Here is a 16112-nt window from a genome sequence, read left to right as displayed (position 1 = left end):
ATGACCCAACGCGATGAATGGGGCCGGGCCCCACTGCACTACGCAGCACTCGAAGGTGACCTCGAAGCCATCGAGCGCCTGCTCGCCACCCAAGACGTCAACGCTTGCGACAACGACGACTGGACCCCGCTGCACTTCGCCGCACAAAACGCCCACCCCAAAGCGGTCGAGCGGCTTCTCGATGCCGGGGCAGACATCAACGCGCTGACCGAGAAAGGCATGCCCGCGATCTACTGGGCAGCTACAGCATCCGGTGGTGACCCTGTGGCCACGATCAGAGTCTTGCGTGCACGCGGCGCCGACCCTCGCCGGGAAACGATCCAAACCTACTTCGGTCTCAAGAGCCCCCTGCATTTCATAAAGGAGACCACCAACAAACCCCACATCCGAGCTGAGTTCGCGGACCTGATCGATGAGTGAGCACGTCGACGTCGACGCTGCCGTCGCCGAGATCAAAGCCAAATCCGACCAGGTGCGCACCGCCCTGGCCGGCATCTGCGGCCTCGGCACCGCAGGCAACGGTGCCATCACCGCGACCGTCGACTCCGCAGGGCATCTTCGCGACCTGAAGCTGACCCCGGATGCCCTCCGGTTCGGCGGCCGACTCGCCAGCCTGATCATTCAGGCTACCGCGCTCGCTGAGAAAGACGCCGCCACGAAAGCCGAGGTTGTGATGCGCCCTCTCACCAGCGATCGCCGTGTCGCGGACGGAATGAGAACTGTCCGAGCAACACTGCAACAAGGCCAACAGCAACGCCGTTCTCAGCAGCCCATGACGGACCAGGAGATTCAAGCGGCCGACGATGCCTACTTCGAGCAGCGAAACCGGGACGGTTGGACCAGTTGACTGAATGCCCACGCACCCGTCGTCAACCTCTCGTGGCCCAGGGCATTTCTGGCGTCACCAACCTGGTCATCCATGACAGCCGATCTAGTGCTATGAGATCGGCTAAGCGAGTCTCGGTGTTGGCCGGGCACTCCGACAGGAGTTGGGTCCGGTGGGCCAGAGCGGCTGAGCAAACCGATCGGGAAACAGTGATCTCGACAGAGAACGACCAGGTCAAGAAGTGTGCTACCCGCGCACGCAGGGATGATCCGGTTAAGGATCTGCCGGAGAATAAGGCGAAGATGTGCTCCCCGCGCACGCAGGGATGATCCGTGTTTGGCGATCAGCGAAGGGTTGTGTCGGCGGTGCTCCCCGCGCACGCGGGGATGATCCGCGGTCATCGGTTCCCTCCTCGCTCAAAAAGAGGTGCTCCCCGCGCATGCGGGGATGATCCGAACGGGCCGAGGGTGGGGCCGACGATGTTGCCGTGCTCCCCGCGCAAGCGGGGATGATCCGCCGGCGACCCACTCGGGTTGTTTCTTGGAGGCCGTGCTCCCTGCGCATGCAGGGATGATCCGGTTCAGGAGTTCGAGGACGCCAAGAAGTCCGAGTGCTCCCCGCGTACGCGGGGATGATCCGCACGGCATGCCCAACGAGCCACACGAGCTCGAGTGCTCCCCGCGCCCGCGCGGGGGATGATCCGACGGTGTACACGCGCACCGGCGGGGTGATGGGGTGCTCCCTGCGTACGCGGGGATGATCCAGGGGTGGGTGTCTGTCCGGAAAGCCGTGCCCGTCAAGGCGTTCTTGGCGAAGGTTTGGTGCGTAACAGTTTTCGCGCGGCCGTGCCAGGCGGTCAATCGCAGGTTTTGATGATGCGGATGATGTGGAGGCGGTCGCCGACGTCGCCGGGGTAGCGGCGTGAGGTGACGGTGACGGGTTGCCATCCGGTGTGGGTGAACGCTCGAATCCGAGCTGGAGTGATTATCTCGCTGTTGTCGGCGATGCTTTCAAAGGTGCGGAGCAGGGCGTCGCAGTCGTCGGGGTGGAAGGTCACGGGGTCGCCGTTACGCTCCCAATCGATCCAGCTGGGGACGCGGCTGATCCATTCAGCGATGACCGGCATTGGAAGGCGTGGTGAATATGCGAGCAGCGCGGCAGCGGTGGTCTCGTCGTTCGGGGGTGGCTCGGTCCACCAGCCTTCGACGCGTGCGCTGAACGATCCTGCGCCTGCGCTGAGGTCGCGTACTTCGGCGGGGCTGATCACTGGGGGATCGGTGTCGGTCACATCGATCGCGAGGCCGCGCATTCCGATGTGCTGCTCGTCTTTTCGGCCGCGAGCGACGTTGTACCAGGTCATCAGGTAGCCCAGATCGTGAAGTACAACTGCTGAGGAGCGGTGCGTAGTGCTGGCATCTGGGTCGGTCGCCTGAACCATCAGTTCTTCGATGCGATCGAATCTGACTACATTCCGGAAGAACTCGCCCGGCGACAGCGTCAGCGAGGGATTGGCGATTACCTCGTTCGGCCCACGCCAGTTCCGCCACCACTGCTCGGTCACCCGGACCTGGAGGTCATCGAGATTCCACGACATGCCCGATGCGGGGCGGTGCGGGGGTGGTTCTTCGGTCTCGGGACCGATCCACAGATGCATGCCGTGGGCGTCGCCGTCCGGACCTATCACCGGCACTATGTCGATCAGCCGCACGCTTGCATCCCGAGCACGAACGACCCGCCGACTCGGGTTTCCAGTGAGCCGTACAGATTCCAGCAAGTCTTCGACGTCGATGAATTCGTGGCGATGCAGCATCCGCAACGACGTCCAGGCTCGCGCTGCCCCGTCCTTGCAGACGATCGTCATCGGTTCCGATAGGGGTCCAAGGCATTCCACCACAAACCAACTCACCGCAGATTCTCTCCCCTTCTGTCGCTTGAGGTTTTAGCTTTGATATCGGGATCGCGCTGTAAGCGTGTAGGGCTCGGGCCGCAACGTGCCTCGTTCGTACATCCGAAGCGGCGCGACTCCGCCCAACGTGTAGGCGTCGAGTATCCGAGCCAGCAGCAGTGTCGCCTCGTGCAGCGCGAATGCGCGGCCAATACATGACCGCGGCCCGGTGCCGAACGGATGGAAGAACCGGTCTGGAAACTTACGCGATCGGGTGGCATCGAATCGCTCCGGATCGAAATCCTGCGCGTGCGGGCCCCACACCTCTGGATCACGCTGCGCCGCTAGGGCGAGCACGAACACCGATCGCCCGGCCGGGATCTTGTAACCGCCAAGGACCTGCTCGGCGCGGGCGACGCGGAAGAACCCGGACACGGGCGGCCACAACCGCAGCACCTCGTTCAACACCGCACGGGTACGCCGCATCCGGATCACCGCGTCGTATCCGAACCCGCCGTGCGTTTCGGCCTCAGCCCGGAGCTCATCTTGCAGATCCGGGTCAGCCGCGAGGTAGTGCAACGTGGTCTCCAACAGTGCAGCGGTTGTTTCGTGACCGGCTATCAGGAAGGTCAGGACCTGGTCGCGCACGTTGGATTCAGGCAGGAATGCACCGGTTTCGGGATCGGAGGTGGTCAGCATCAAACCGAGCAGGTCATTTGACCCACCGGTGTCTTGCTGTTTGCGGTCAGAGACCACCGTGTCGACGTAGCCGCGAATGGCGCCGATCTGAGCCCGGATGCGGCGTGCGCGCGCCAGAGTCCGCACGGTGCCGACAACCGGCAGATCGTTGGCCTGCCCGCTGAACCAGCTCAGAATCTCCGCGAACGCCTCGGCGAATCGGCGGGAATCGCCGCCATCGACATCACCTGCACCGAGTAACCCCAGGCGGCGGGAGAACCCGGCGCGGCCGATCACCTCCAATGTCGCGGCCGTCATCGCCTCGTGCACCTCGACCCGGCCGCCCGCGGCGGCCGACCACTGTGCGACCAGATCGTCGGCGACGCTGGTCATCGCCTCGTGGTAAATGCGCATGGCCGTCTGACTGAACCCCGGGGTGAGAATGCGATGGGCTTGCCACCACAACGGATTCGACGTCCGAGCGGTGAACAGGCCTTCAGGAACAATGTCACGAAGCATTTTGACGGGCCCGGCAAGGCAACGGGCCCACGACGTTTCATCGCAGCACTCGGCCGCCAGCCGAGCACCGGACACGATGATCACTCGGTTGCGCAGCACCTTCCGCTCGAAAATTGGCCCGAGTCCCCGCTGGGCCAGCAGGAGCTCGTTTTGCGTGGTGCGATGCCGGTCCACACTGGCCACATCGCCGAGGATCGGCAGGCGCCTAGGGGGGTGCGGCAACCGGTTTAGAGGCAAAGCTGTGCTGGTAGCCATGCTTCCAAGCTCTCACTTTCGGAATCAATCTCCAACGTCGAGATGCGGTTCAAGATCAAGAGCCTACCGCTATAAGTGATTGACGTCACATTTCGATCGTGGTTAACTGGTAATGCGCTGGGTGGGATTTCCCCAGTGGCGTCGCTAATTCCACAGATCCCGGCCCGGGTGTATCGCCCGTGCTGCGTGATCGGAGCCGACTGCCACGAGGAATGCCATGACGCCTGACTCGCTTCGCCCACCGCCACCTTCTGCCTCGAACACACATCTCTCTGGCTTTGTCTCCTACGAGTGTCAGGGGCCAGCACGGCATCGCGGTCCTCCTGGATATCGCGATGACCAGTAGCCATTCATCGCGGGGCACTGCGCGCTGAAACCGGCGCATCGGCCGTGGGGCCAGTCTCTCCGCGAGCAATCACCGACAACAACCTGGCTCGACGCCCAGTGGAAGGACTTGCCGAGTCCGCCCGGCGATCGAACCAGAAGAGATTGGAGGACAACTATGTCTGTTTCTGACATGAAGCGTTGCGTGGAGTTGGTCGAGACGGCTCTGGCTACGGTCGCCCGTGCGGCTGGTAGCGAGCACACGACGGTGGGCATCTGGCTGGTGTGGATGCGTGCGCGGCGAGTGATGTCGTGGGAGTGGGCTAACCGTCTCGATGTGGCTGTGCCGGTGAATATTCCGGCGGGCGCGGATGCGGTGGTCGTGGTCGCGGTCGCACCGACGCGGGTTGCCGGAGCGGTGATCGGTCGTGTGGATGTGCTTTGCGAGCAGGTCCAGGGCGCGGGCCTTGCAGCCGAGGCGGTTCACGTATCCGCGCTGAAGGCTGGGGCTCTGTGGACGTGCCTGCGCGCGAATGGTTTCGGCGGGATTGTCCCCGCGATTGCCGGCGGTGATCTGGGTGTGGTGCGCCGTCGTCGAGTTGGTCGGTTCGTCGGCACTCGACCGTTGCGGCGGAGCGCCGCTCTGATCATGGCACCGCTGGTGTACGTGATCTGTGCGATGGCCGGATACGCCGAGCCCGGCGGACAGGCTGGAGTTATTGCGGCACCGGGTCCTGGGCAGGCTGGCGTTACGACCGCACCGCCTGTACCAATGAAACCGTCCCCACAGCATTCTGGGCTGGGTATGACGATGAACGTCCCCAGATCGCCTGCGCCGGTTCCGCAGCGGGCTATTCCCCGAGTGTGGTCGCCGGGCCGGTATGACAAGCCTGACCTGTCCCCGGTGAAGGTCAGCGACGACACGTTGCATGTCGGTACGGCCAGAATCGCACGCCCAGCGTGGCTGCCTCAAGAACTGGTGGAAGCCGAGCAAGGGTGGAACGGCTACCTGGCTCACCATGCCGGGATCGGTCTGGACGAGGCGCGCACAGTGGTCGGGGCGGGCGCCCAGGAACTTGGCAACGCCGGGCTGGCCGACCTCGCAGTCGTGGCGGGCGAGGCCGCTGACGCCGCGGTGGCCGAGGTGAGTGCAGTGGTGGGCTCGGGCGAAAGAGAAGTGCCGCGGCAAGGGCTCATGGAATTGACCGAGATCGCCGTGGCGACGTTGCCGCAGTGGCAGAACCCAGCGCGGGCCCCGGCTGGGTCGCTCGACGCGATATCGACCGGGGAGCCGCTCGAAGTACAGATCGACGCGGAGGTCGATGGGTGGCTAGCCCAACTAGAACCCATCCTGGGCTGAGCGGGGGATACGTATGCGCACCAACAAGATTGCCGAGTCACAACGCGAGATGGTCACGATCAGCGAGCCAGACGGCAGGGTGTATGGATTCGCGCAGTGGCTGGCCGACCTGGCGGCGAGTCGCGACCAAGGTGAGGATGGCCCGGGATGGCTTACTCCGACCACCTGTCACCGCGGTCGAGGCGTTAACCGCTGGTCTCGGCGAGCTCTCGCACTGGCAACCGCCGCCTCGTCGCTCATGTTGGGAACCTTCCTCGCCGTCAATGGCGGGGAAAGGGTTTCAAAGGAGGCAGGCGAGAGTCCGCCGGTGCATGTCCCCACAACGATGCCTGACCGGTCGGAGACGAACGCGGCTACCGCGTTCGTCAGTGGAACCGCACCAGAGCGGTGTCAGTCGGGTGCGGGTGAGGCAGTGGTGGCCAGTGGTGCCGGGCCGTGGGCCGATGGCAGTCATCAGGCGATCGTGGCGTTCGAGCATGCCTACTACGTCGCTCGTGATGCGAGCGAGGCGCGGGCCGGGGTGGCTTCGGACGCGGCGGTGCCACCGCGGGAGCAGCTCCAGGCGGGCATCGATTCCGTCCCGGTGGGCACGACCTATTGCGTGCGGATCCGGGCTCTGGTCTGGGGTCAGCACCTGGTGGAACTGACCGAGGTGCGGCCGGGAGAGCCGGAAACTACATGGAAGCAACGGATTTCGACCGCTGAAGTTGATGGACACGTCGTGATCACCTCAATCGGGGCGATCGCCTGACCAGCCCAGCCCAGCCGAACAAACGGAGAAACCGAAGACGGATTACTACGAGCGAGGGGCACGATCATGTTGATTGCCATCACAGGGATTGGTCACCGGACAGGGGTGACGACCGCTGCTGTCGCGTTGTCGGCTGCGTGGCCTGGACCCGAACAAGCGGTGCTGATCGAGGCCGATCCGCGCGGCGGTCACCTAGCTGAGCATGTACTTTCCGGGACTGGTCTCGGGTTGGTACGTCTGGCCGCGGCGGTGGGTACTGATCGCTGCGGGCTGGCGCAACTCGTCGAGCACACCCAGCTGCTCCCGACGGGGGTGCCGGTGCTCACCGCCCCCGCCAGCGCCGAGCAGGTTCGTGCAATGCTCGTTGCCCCAGCGCTGTCGGGGAGTCCGACGCACCGCGCCGATGACGGCGGTCCGGTCGTGATCGCGGATTGCGGTATTGCGCACCCGGACTCGGCGGCGCTGCCGCTTGTAGCAGGCGCCGATGCCCTGATCGTGCTCGTTCGTCCTCAGATGATCGACGCTGGCCTTGCGGCTCGTCGTATCCGCGAGATTGCCGGCTGGAATACCCGGGCTCGCGCCGTCGTGCTCGTGGGCTCTGATCGGGGTTGCGAGTCCGCAAGCGGGCTCGGTGTGCCGGTGATGGGAAGACTGCCGATAGATGCTCGCGGCGTGAGCGTCATGCTTCACGGTGACCGAGGTAGTCGTCACCGTGGAGCGCTCGCGTCGGCGGCCGAGGAGATCGCGACCGCGCTGCGAACCCAACTTGTCAACGATGAATGGTCACTCACGCGTGTCGTGGGCGAGCGATGTGGTCGAGGTAGATCACGGCCCCGGTGGCGAGATCTCTTACCTCGCAGCGATATCGGGCCTTCGGTGTATCGCCACCCGGGACGGCTATCGAGCCGAGACCTCGCCATCCATGCAGAGCCGACACCCCCACCTACAGGCTTCGCGAACGGCGTAGAACCGGGCGGAAACGATGCTGCGCTGGAGATCTCTACATCGAGTCCGGACCCTTCTGCCCACCGGGCGCCCGTTAACGCTGGGGTCGAGGCGGGGACGTCAAAGGTGTCGAACGAACACCGTGAGCCGGTTCCCTCGCTGAGCGTGAATGTTCTCGGGCCACTCCGCGTCACCTGGTACGAGGGCTCCGGGACTGGATGCGGGTTCGACATCACCTGCAAGCTGCAGCCCCGTAGTCGTGAACTGGTGGCTTTGCTGGCCTTACATCCCAGCGGCATATCCCGCGATCGCCTCGTTGAGGCGCTGTGGGGTGCGCGCTCCCCGGCCCGGCCGACCAATGCCATCAATACAGCCCTAACCCGTCTGCGTGCCGCTCTGGCCGCAGCAACCAACGGCGCAGTACCGGCCAACATCATTACCGACGCCCGGCGGCACTATCAGCTGAACCCCGCCAGCGTTGCGGTGGACTACTGGAAGCTCGCCGAAGCAGTCGACGCACGCCGCCAGGCGAACAGCGACCAAGCCCGCCTGGACGCCTACCGCCGCATCATCGAATCCGCGGGCAGACCTGTCGCGCAAGACCTTTGCACCGACTGGATCGAGCCGCTGCGCGAGGCGGTTCGCCGCGATCACCTCAACGCCCTGGGTGCGTTGGCCCGCAGCCTCGTCGAAGACGATCCACGTCGCACTCTCGACCTCCTCGAAACCGCTATCGCCGCGGACCCGTACAACGAGCCCATCTACTGCGACATCATGCGCCTGCACGCCAAGCTCGGCGAATACGACGCCATCGAGCGCACCGTGCTGGTGTTGCGACGGCGGTTGGCCGAGTTGGGGCAGACACCGACTAGTCAGACATGCGAGCTGGCCCAACGGCTTCGCCAACAAGCTCCATAAAACGCTTGACCCGTACGCCTGCTGATAGGGCAGCGCGGCTGCACTCGAGTCCGCTCGAATGCAGTGCATCGGTCGCACGGCTGAGCATGAATATTCCTGGACCTTTGCATCACGTAGCGTGTGGTGCTTGGCACAGGCGAGGGAATAGACATCGTCAGCAAGCTTGCAGCCTCGTAGTGGCGAGCTGGTCGTGCTGGTCGCTGTGTATCCCGGTGGTGTGACTCGGGATCGACTCGTGGAGGCGTTCTGGGGTGCGCGGTGCCCGGCCCGGCCACCGATGCGATCAATACGACCTCCCCGAGGAGCGGACCGAGCACCGAGTGCGAGTGCGACCTGCGTGTTGGTCTGTCCGTAAAGCGAGCCGATACGGTTGATGTCCAGTGCGGCTTCACCAGCTTCGAGTGTTTACGTGTAATAGAACTTGGGTGCAAAACAAACCGATGGAGAAGTTGGAGAACGCGAGCTAAACAGCCAGGTCAGGAAGTGTGCTACCCGCGTACGCGGGGATGATCCGAATCCGGCCGAGCAGATCCGGGCCGAGTACGTGTGCTACCCGCGTACGCGGGGATGATCCGAACAGTACGGCGATTCGGGCTGGTCCTACTGGGTGCTCCCCGCGTACGCGGGGATGATCCGGGTGCGCCCTGGACAACCGCGATAACTGGCGTGTGCTCCCCGCGTACGCGGGGATGATCCCTGATCGAAGGTTTCGGATACGAGTTCTGGGGAGTGCTCCCCGCGTACGCGGGGATGATCCGGGGGACACGGCAATGACGAAGATTGATCGGGTGTGCTCCCCGCGTACGCGGGGATGATCCGTGACCGAGCTGACCATCACCCACACCGCCGAGGTGCTCCCCGCGTACGCGGGGATGATCCGCTTTCAGCGTGGCAGCAACAGCTGTCCACCCAGTGCTCCCCGCGTACGCGGGGATGATCCGCTTCCGGCGCCGGTGAAGGAGGCAGCGGCGTTGTGCTCCCCGCGTACGCGGGGATGATCCGCCATTCGAGGGTCTAAACCCACGTAACCGCGGGTGCTCCCCGCGTACGCGGGGATGATCCCCTCGCCGCCGAGGTCCCGCGCTGTGTTGTCGTGTGCTCCCCGCGTACGCGGGGATGATCCGATTCGGCATTGCCGGTGAAAAATCTCGTACCGGTGCTCCCCGCGTACGCGGGGATGATCCTGGCGAGAAGCGCAACACCGCCGAAACCGTCCTGTGCTCCCGCGTACGCGCGGGATGATCCGGCACTCGAGGCACTGGGAATGTCGGATCGTAAGTGCTCCCCGCGTACGCGGGGATGATCCCGTTCCAGTCCCCACAGCGCCCATGTGGCAGTGTGCTCCCCGCCTACGCGCGGGGATGATTCTTGGGTAGGCCCAGCACGTCGGACATCGGTAGAGTGCTCCCGCATACGCGGAAAAGCGGCACGTTGCATCTGTTCAGAGGCGCTACTCGCGGAGTGCGTAACCCAATTTGCATTGCCTCAAGTGCATCGAGTATAAAAAGGCGAGTCGTGTAGCCGCAGTATGCCTGTGGGAAAGATGCATTCACGTATCACTCCCGACCTCAAGGGTCTCCGGCTACTCAAGAACTTGCGGTGTTGCTGGATCGGCTGCAAATAGCCACTGCGAAAATAGAATTTGCGTTATTGTGATCCTATAGTTCTTAACAGGGATTCTCGGCTTGCTGGCGTGGCGATTATTTGTTTAACACACCGGGGAGTTCAGAGTTGCTGTCTGTCGCATTTGCCCTTTGCTTGCTGCCGGAAATCAAGCGTCAGATCGGTGGCTCGGTCGTTGGCTGAACCGTTGGCGCACTTGATGACGCAACCATGAGTCCACCGCCCCGGCTTCACTGTATCGCCAGCTAGAAGCGTATATCGCGTGGTCCGATGTGTACCCGGGGTCAAGCCCCAGCGGGGCAAAGGTGCATAGGGGGAGAGGCCGATGCGGCGGGGTTGAACTTGGGCGTTCGGCGTCAATTAATGTTCAATAGCTTTTCTCTGATATCGGCTGTCTAATGAAATCAATCAAATCCATCGTTATTGTCAAGCCCGGGTGTGTGCATTGGCGCGGATGAATGTATGGTCGAATTAATTCCAAAGCTTGCCATTCGCTATCGAAATGCACCAAAATTCGTCGCAGTTTGTGGAATTAGTTTGCAAATTCGCTAGCATTCGAGTAGCGCATCGAGTTAGTGTTGATGTGTCCCCAGGAAATCCGGAACCCATCAACCCTGAATTCCAATAATGCCATCCGTATGCAACGATCCGGTGCGAACGGTGCGGCGTAACCAGTTAAGAAAAGGAGATCGAGATGACATCACCGGAACCATCAACGGCACCCGTTGCAGGTGTTCGATTGGGTAACGGCGAGTTGCGTCGGATGGTCGCGCGGGTATTGGCCGACAACCCCGGGACCGACTACACCCCGCGTGATATCGCGAAAACGATCGGCCATTCTTCCGGCGCGATCGGTAACGCGTTGACCAGACTCGCCGACCGGGGCCACGCCGAACAAACATCGGTCAACCCGCGCCGCTACCGCGCCAATGCCGACACCGCCACAGTCGCGGCATCCGCTCCCGCACCAGCGGCACCGGCCGCGCCGGTGACCCGCCGCGCCCGCCGCATCGCCCCCACCGTCCCGCCGATCGCTGCCACCGCAGCGGCTCCGGCGACCGGTCCGGTGTCACGGCCCAGCGGGCAGCTCTACCACCCACGCGCGCTGGCCGGGATGGCCGATGTCGAGGTCTTGGCGCGGATGCGGGCCAATGACATGCCGGTGTTGTTGTACGGGCCACCCGGAACGGGAAAGACCTCATTGATCGAAGCCGCGTACCCGGATCTGTTGACCGTGCAAGGCGATGCCGACACCACCGTCGCCGATTTCGTGGGCGAGTACATCCAAACCCCCGATGGCCGATACGAATTCGTGCACGGTCCGTTGGTTCGTGCGATGCGCGAAGGCCGGGTGCTGTTCGTCGACGACGCCACGCTGATACCGCCGAGCGTGCTGGCAGTGGTCTACCCGGCCATGGACGGCCGCAAAGAGATCGTGATCAAAGCCAACAGCGGCGAAGTGGTCACCGCCGAGCCTGGGTTCTTCGTCGTCGCCGGACACAACCCGGGCGTGCACGGCGCGATCCTGTCGGACGCGCTCTCGTCACGGTTCGGGTTCCAGGTTCAGGTGTCCAGCGATTTTGACCTCGCCAAACAACTCGGTGTCGACCCGAGAGCAGTCACGGTCGCCCGCAACCTCGCCACCCGCCAACGCACGGGTGAGATCGGGTGGGGGCCACAACTACGGGAATTGCTGGCATTCAAGAAGATCGCCGACACCATTGACACCGCGACCGCTGCGGCGAATCTGGTCGGAACCGCCCCCGAGGACGACCGCGCCATCGTTGCCACCGTCGTGAAATCGGTATTCGGCACCGAGTACCAACCGCTGGCCCTAGGAACCCGCATCTAACCCACCAACCCAACCCCCCGCCGATCGGGAAGGAACACACCACAATGACCAGCCACGTGATCGCCGACCCTGCCACCGCGCCTGCCACGGCACCGGCCGGGAAAGGCTGGGCCGCCCTGTCGGCCGCACTGACCGCTGAAGTCGAACCCATCGCCGGGCGCGACGATTTGATCGTCACCATCGCCCCCGGCGCGGCGCACGGGCACCCGGCGGTGTTCTTCCCTGGCCACGCCGCGATCGAACTCGACGGCAACCACTTGGGTATCCACCCCGCCACCGCCAAGCCCCACCGCAACAGCGACCGCACCCGCTACGCGCCCACATGGGGCGCGCTAACCCACGAATGTGCCCACGCCCGGCATTCGGTGTGGGAACCCCCGAGGGTCGCCGATCCGGCCGTGGTCGAGATCGCAATGCTGCTGGAAGAGTCCCGCATCGAGGGCGCGCACATCCGCCGCCGCCCCGACGACCGGCACTGGTTGCGTGCCAGCGCCACCGAGTTCGTTCTCGGTGGCAGCGACGGCTCGACCGCCGCCATGAACGACTATGCCGCCGCTTACAACGCGGCGCTGGTGCTGGGCAGGGTGGATGCGGGCATCCTCGACCCGGCCGAAGCCGCGCCTGCCGCCACCGCCATCGAGTCGATCCTCGGGACAGACAAACTCGAACGGTTGCGTGCGATCTGGCGGCACGCGCACACCACCGCCGATGACGACACCGCCACCATGCTTGAGCTGGCCCGGCAGTGGCTCGACATCGTCGGCCCAGACCCGCACGCCGAACCTGAGCCCGGCTCAGCACTATCGGGCGCGGTCGCCGAATCCATGGCACGAGTAGCCCGCGCGGTTGCCGCCCACGTGATCGAGCGCGACCCGGCCGAACTCGCCGAAGCCGCCGCACGCGCCGAAGCCGAAGCCGAACGCGAAGCTTCGGAGATTGCGGCGAAAGTGTTTGGCACCCGCACCGGCCGCGTCACCACCACACGGTCAACCCGCGCCCCCGAGGCCACCGAACGCAGTGCGGCCCGCGTCCTGGCCCGCGCCCTGAGCGCCGCCAACGCCCGCGAGCGCGCTGTCACGAAAACCACCGCCGCGCTACCACCCGGACGGTTGCGGATGCGGGGCGTGCTGGCTCGTGATGCTCAACGCGCGGCGGGCGCTGTCCCGACTGCCGAACCATTCACCCGCGCGGTCCGCAAACCGGTACCCGTGCCGCCGCTGCGGGTCGGCATCGCCTGTGACATCTCCGGATCGATGACCCGATACGCCGCCCCGGTCGCCTCGGCCGCGTGGATCATCGCCTACGCCACCCGCATTGCCGCACTAACCACCGGAACTGACACCGCCACAGTCACATTCGGCGAAAAGGTTAAACCAGTGACCCGACCCGGAATCACCCCGACCCAGGTAGCCGAGTTCACAAGCGATGACAACTGGGAAGCCATCGATGAGGCTATCGACGCCCTCGACGGCGCGCTCGGGCTGTCCAAACCGGAAAACGCCCGACTGTTGGTGATCATCTCCGACGGGCATTTCGACGATAGGCCGCGCGCGCAAGGTCAGAAGCGCCTCGATCGCCTACGCGCCAGCGGCTGCGCGCTGCTATGGCTGGCACCCGGTAAGAGTGCCGATCCGATGCCAGGCGCGACCGTGCACATCATCACCGACCCTGCCAGCACCGCTGCCGAAATCGGCCGCGCCGCAACAAAAGCCGTACGAAACGCCTGAAATTCCAACTGCTCCAAAGGGGTAGTTTTCCGCCAACAGTCAGGAGATCCGCAATGAAAGACACTAAGACACACGACGCTGAGGGTGCGGTCAAACTCGGGGCCAAACTGAGCGGCAACACCTACGTGTCGGTGCAACTGCGCACCGACGGGTACGAAACCGGAAAGCTGTTGCTCATGCAGCCCCGCACCTGCAATCACGGCGTCACGATCTGCCGCGACTGCGCCGCAGTTGGGAATGGGACTACGTAGTGCACTACGACCGCACCCGCGCGGCCGTACCCTGCGTGATCAAATCGGCGCTGCCGCAACAGGTTCTGTCGGCACTTCCCGGCCGCCCTCTGCGATTGAAACAGCACAGACAGCATCCCGGTCGCAGGTTCCGCGCCGCAACAACAGCCCGGCAAAACATTCGCGAATACCCGATAACCCCCGAAGGTCCAGCCCGTCCACGGTCAGCAGCCGACGATGAATAGCCGAGCCGTTCTGACACCACCGCGCACGATAACCCGGCCACGATGACCGCCTGACGGCTCGAGTTCGGGGCACGGATCGGCTACCCGGCTAGAGGATCCGCCATGCCCTCGATGTGGGTAATGGGCAACCGGATAGACACCGCACCAGCCCGTACGAGGTACACCCTGGACCACCGAGTCGAGTTCGGTGGTCCAGGGTGCGGTTCGTCCGAGGGGCGGGTTGCATTGCGCCCGTTGGAGGCTAACCGGCACAGGACGCCCGGAAGGAAGAGGTAGTTAGTTCTTCACCCAGGCCAAGGATCGGGATACAGATATGCGAGTCATCGGATACTGCGAGCATTGCCGACGGTTCAAACGTGTGAGGGTCTCGACGCAGAACCTCGTGCTGGACCGGTTGAGCGGGATCTGCGACGACTGTGACGACAAACGGTCTGCCCGGACGGACGGACCGGCCGGGTAGCGGCAAGGCGAGCTTCGGCTGGAATGGGCCTGGGCCACCGCAGTTTTGAGGTCGATGGCCCAATCGTAGCTATTGTTGGATGGGGTTATCGGGTGTTGTCGATGCTGTCGGTCAGGTAGTCCAGAACGTGGCGTACGCCGTCTGTGTACCCCCTTTGGTGGACACCGGAACGGTAGAAGGTGGCGGCGTCGCCCCCTTGACGGGCGAGTTCGGACAGCGCGGTTCCGGCAGTGGGGTCACCGCTGAAATTCGAGGCCAGGCTCGCGAGCTGGCCTCCTTGTTCTCCGGTGAGGGCTTGTGCCGCAAGGCCGGCGAGGTCCGCGGCGATCGGGACGAGCTCGACCAGGCCGAGTCCCGCGCCGAGCCAGTCTCCAGTTGTGGCCTTTTCCGCTGCACGCCAGGCGATTTCCTGCCCCTTACCGATATCGGTGGCAAGGCGGGCGACGTCGACTTGGGCGAGGATGTCGACGACCTGCGCGGCTGCGGCGGTGGTGCCCGAGGAGTCAAACGGCGCGGCCAACGACAGTGCTTGCGCGACCAAGTGCAGATCGACTTGAGCGGCCATGCGCACCAGCGGATTGAAGGCGTTGTTGAGCTCGCCGACGATCTGGTGTGCTCGGGGCAGATCCGCGGCAGTCAGGGCTGCGGGGAGCTGGGCGAGTCCGTCGAGGATGGCGGGAATGTTGGCCGCGACTCCGGTCAACCCGCCCGCCACGATCGCGACCTGGCGGACCACCGAGCCCGGTTCCAGCCCTGAGGTCCCTGCCGAGGCATTGCCGGTGGTGGTTTGACTGGTAAGGGCGGGGTTGCCGGTGAATGCTCGGCCGATCGCCGCGATCACTGGGGAGCTCTGCTCGGAGGTCGCGCAGTACAGGTCACCGTGCGCGCACACGGTCTTTACTCGAGAGGTGAGTTGACCGAAGCCCTCCCGGGGCCCGCCGATGCCCTCGCCGGGCGCCGCGTCACCGAGCTGGGCGGTGTTGGGGTCGCGGTGCGGATCCGAGAGTAGCCCGACCGCGAGGACACGCTCGGGGGAGATGGGTCCGAGGCCGCGGCCGAGCTGCGAGGCAACCTCACCGACCGCGTCGGCGCCTTGGCTGTAGCCGGCCAGAACAATTTGAGTGGACTCACACAACCCCGTCAGCTCGGCTCGAAGCCCCTCCACGCCAGTGGTCTTCGACGCGGCATAGCCCAGCGGCGCGGCGCTGTAGGGCAGATAACGCACGGAGATGTCGGTGCCGAAGCGCGCGGTAAGCCCGTCCCTGATTGGGGCCAGGAGACCCGCCGGGCGGGTCGGATCGGCGTTGGGTGCTGTTTCCCCCGTACCAGGCACCAGCACCGCCGTCCAACGCGGGCACGCCGCCCCCACCGCCGCAGGAGCGGCTTGGATGGGGCCAGCAGCCACGCCGAGACAGGCGCCTGCCGTGCACGCAAGTGTGCACGCGGTCAGTGTGGCGGTCCCTCGACGGCGGGTGCGCTTGTCGTCGCGGCGTGATGGGTTGCGGCTGCCGACC

11 protein-coding genes and 1 CRISPR repeat array are annotated in these 16112 nt (G+C 64.6%); of the genes, 8 read left to right on the top strand and 3 right to left on the bottom strand.

What is annotated here, in order from left to right:
- Window positions 1-420 (top strand): ankyrin repeat domain-containing protein, encoded by a 420-nt coding sequence (locus DMB37_RS15655; RefSeq protein ID WP_135233357.1) that lies wholly within the window; start codon window positions 1-3, stop codon window positions 418-420.
- Entirely contained in the window at window positions 413-847 is a 435-nt protein-coding gene (locus tag DMB37_RS15650) for a YbaB/EbfC family nucleoid-associated protein (RefSeq protein WP_135233356.1), read from the top strand. The genes DMB37_RS15655 and DMB37_RS15650 overlap by 8 nt, the downstream gene beginning before the upstream one ends.
- Before the next feature lie 835 nt (window positions 848-1682).
- Here the strand turns inward: DMB37_RS15650 and DMB37_RS15645 are convergent.
- Both DMB37_RS15645 and DMB37_RS15640 read right to left on the bottom strand, forming a co-directional pair.
- Window positions 1683-2732, bottom strand: a complete 1050-nt coding sequence (locus DMB37_RS15645; protein ID WP_135233355.1) for a GAF domain-containing protein — start codon at window positions 2730-2732, stop codon at window positions 1683-1685.
- 33 nt (window positions 2733-2765) lie between these two features.
- Window positions 2766-4163 (bottom strand): cytochrome P450, encoded by a 1398-nt coding sequence (locus DMB37_RS15640; RefSeq protein WP_135233354.1) that lies wholly within the window; start codon window positions 4161-4163, stop codon window positions 2766-2768.
- 502 nt (window positions 4164-4665) lie between these two features.
- On the opposite strand from DMB37_RS15640, the gene DMB37_RS15635 reads away from it, so the two are divergent.
- The 6 genes from DMB37_RS15635 (at window position 4666) to DMB37_RS15610 (ending at window position 13914) form a co-directional block, all read left to right on the top strand.
- Entirely contained in the window at window positions 4666-5847 is a 1182-nt protein-coding gene (locus DMB37_RS15635) for a hypothetical protein (RefSeq protein WP_135233353.1), read from the top strand.
- 13 nt (window positions 5848-5860) lie between these two features.
- On the top strand, window positions 5861-6598 hold the full coding sequence (locus tag DMB37_RS15630; RefSeq protein WP_135233352.1) for a hypothetical protein: 738 nt from the start codon (window positions 5861-5863) through the stop codon (window positions 6596-6598).
- A 66-nt stretch (window positions 6599-6664) separates the two neighbouring features.
- Entirely contained in the window at window positions 6665-8461 is a 1797-nt protein-coding gene (locus DMB37_RS15625) for a winged helix-turn-helix domain-containing protein (protein WP_135233351.1), read from the top strand.
- A gap of 485 nt (window positions 8462-8946) precedes the next feature.
- Window positions 8947-9890: direct repeats of the CRISPR family, unit length 28 nt; unit sequence GTGCTCCCCGCGTACGCGGGGATGATCC.
- An 888-nt stretch (window positions 9891-10778) separates the two neighbouring features.
- A complete protein-coding gene (locus tag DMB37_RS15620; RefSeq protein WP_135233350.1) occupies window positions 10779-11936 on the top strand; it encodes an AAA family ATPase in 1158 nt (385 codons plus the stop codon).
- A 44-nt stretch (window positions 11937-11980) separates the two neighbouring features.
- Window positions 11981-13663, top strand: coding sequence for a VWA domain-containing protein (locus DMB37_RS15615; RefSeq protein WP_135233349.1), 1683 nt, complete (start codon window positions 11981-11983; stop codon window positions 13661-13663).
- A 53-nt stretch (window positions 13664-13716) separates the two neighbouring features.
- Window positions 13717-13914, top strand: a complete 198-nt coding sequence (locus DMB37_RS15610; RefSeq protein ID WP_135233348.1) for a hypothetical protein — start codon at window positions 13717-13719, stop codon at window positions 13912-13914.
- A 769-nt stretch (window positions 13915-14683) separates the two neighbouring features.
- Here DMB37_RS15610 and DMB37_RS15605 read toward each other — a convergent pair.
- Window positions 14684-15931 (bottom strand): cutinase family protein, encoded by a 1248-nt coding sequence (locus tag DMB37_RS15605; protein ID WP_167768855.1) that lies wholly within the window; start codon window positions 15929-15931, stop codon window positions 14684-14686.
- Between the last annotated feature and the right edge of the window lie 181 nt (window positions 15932-16112).

The organism is Nocardia sp. CS682 (assembly GCF_004634405.1).
GTDB classification, from domain to species: Bacteria; Actinomycetota; Actinomycetes; order Mycobacteriales; family Mycobacteriaceae; genus Nocardia; species Nocardia ninae.
Note: the sequence above shows the minus strand (reverse complement) of the source record. Positions and strands in the feature narration are given on the sequence as shown.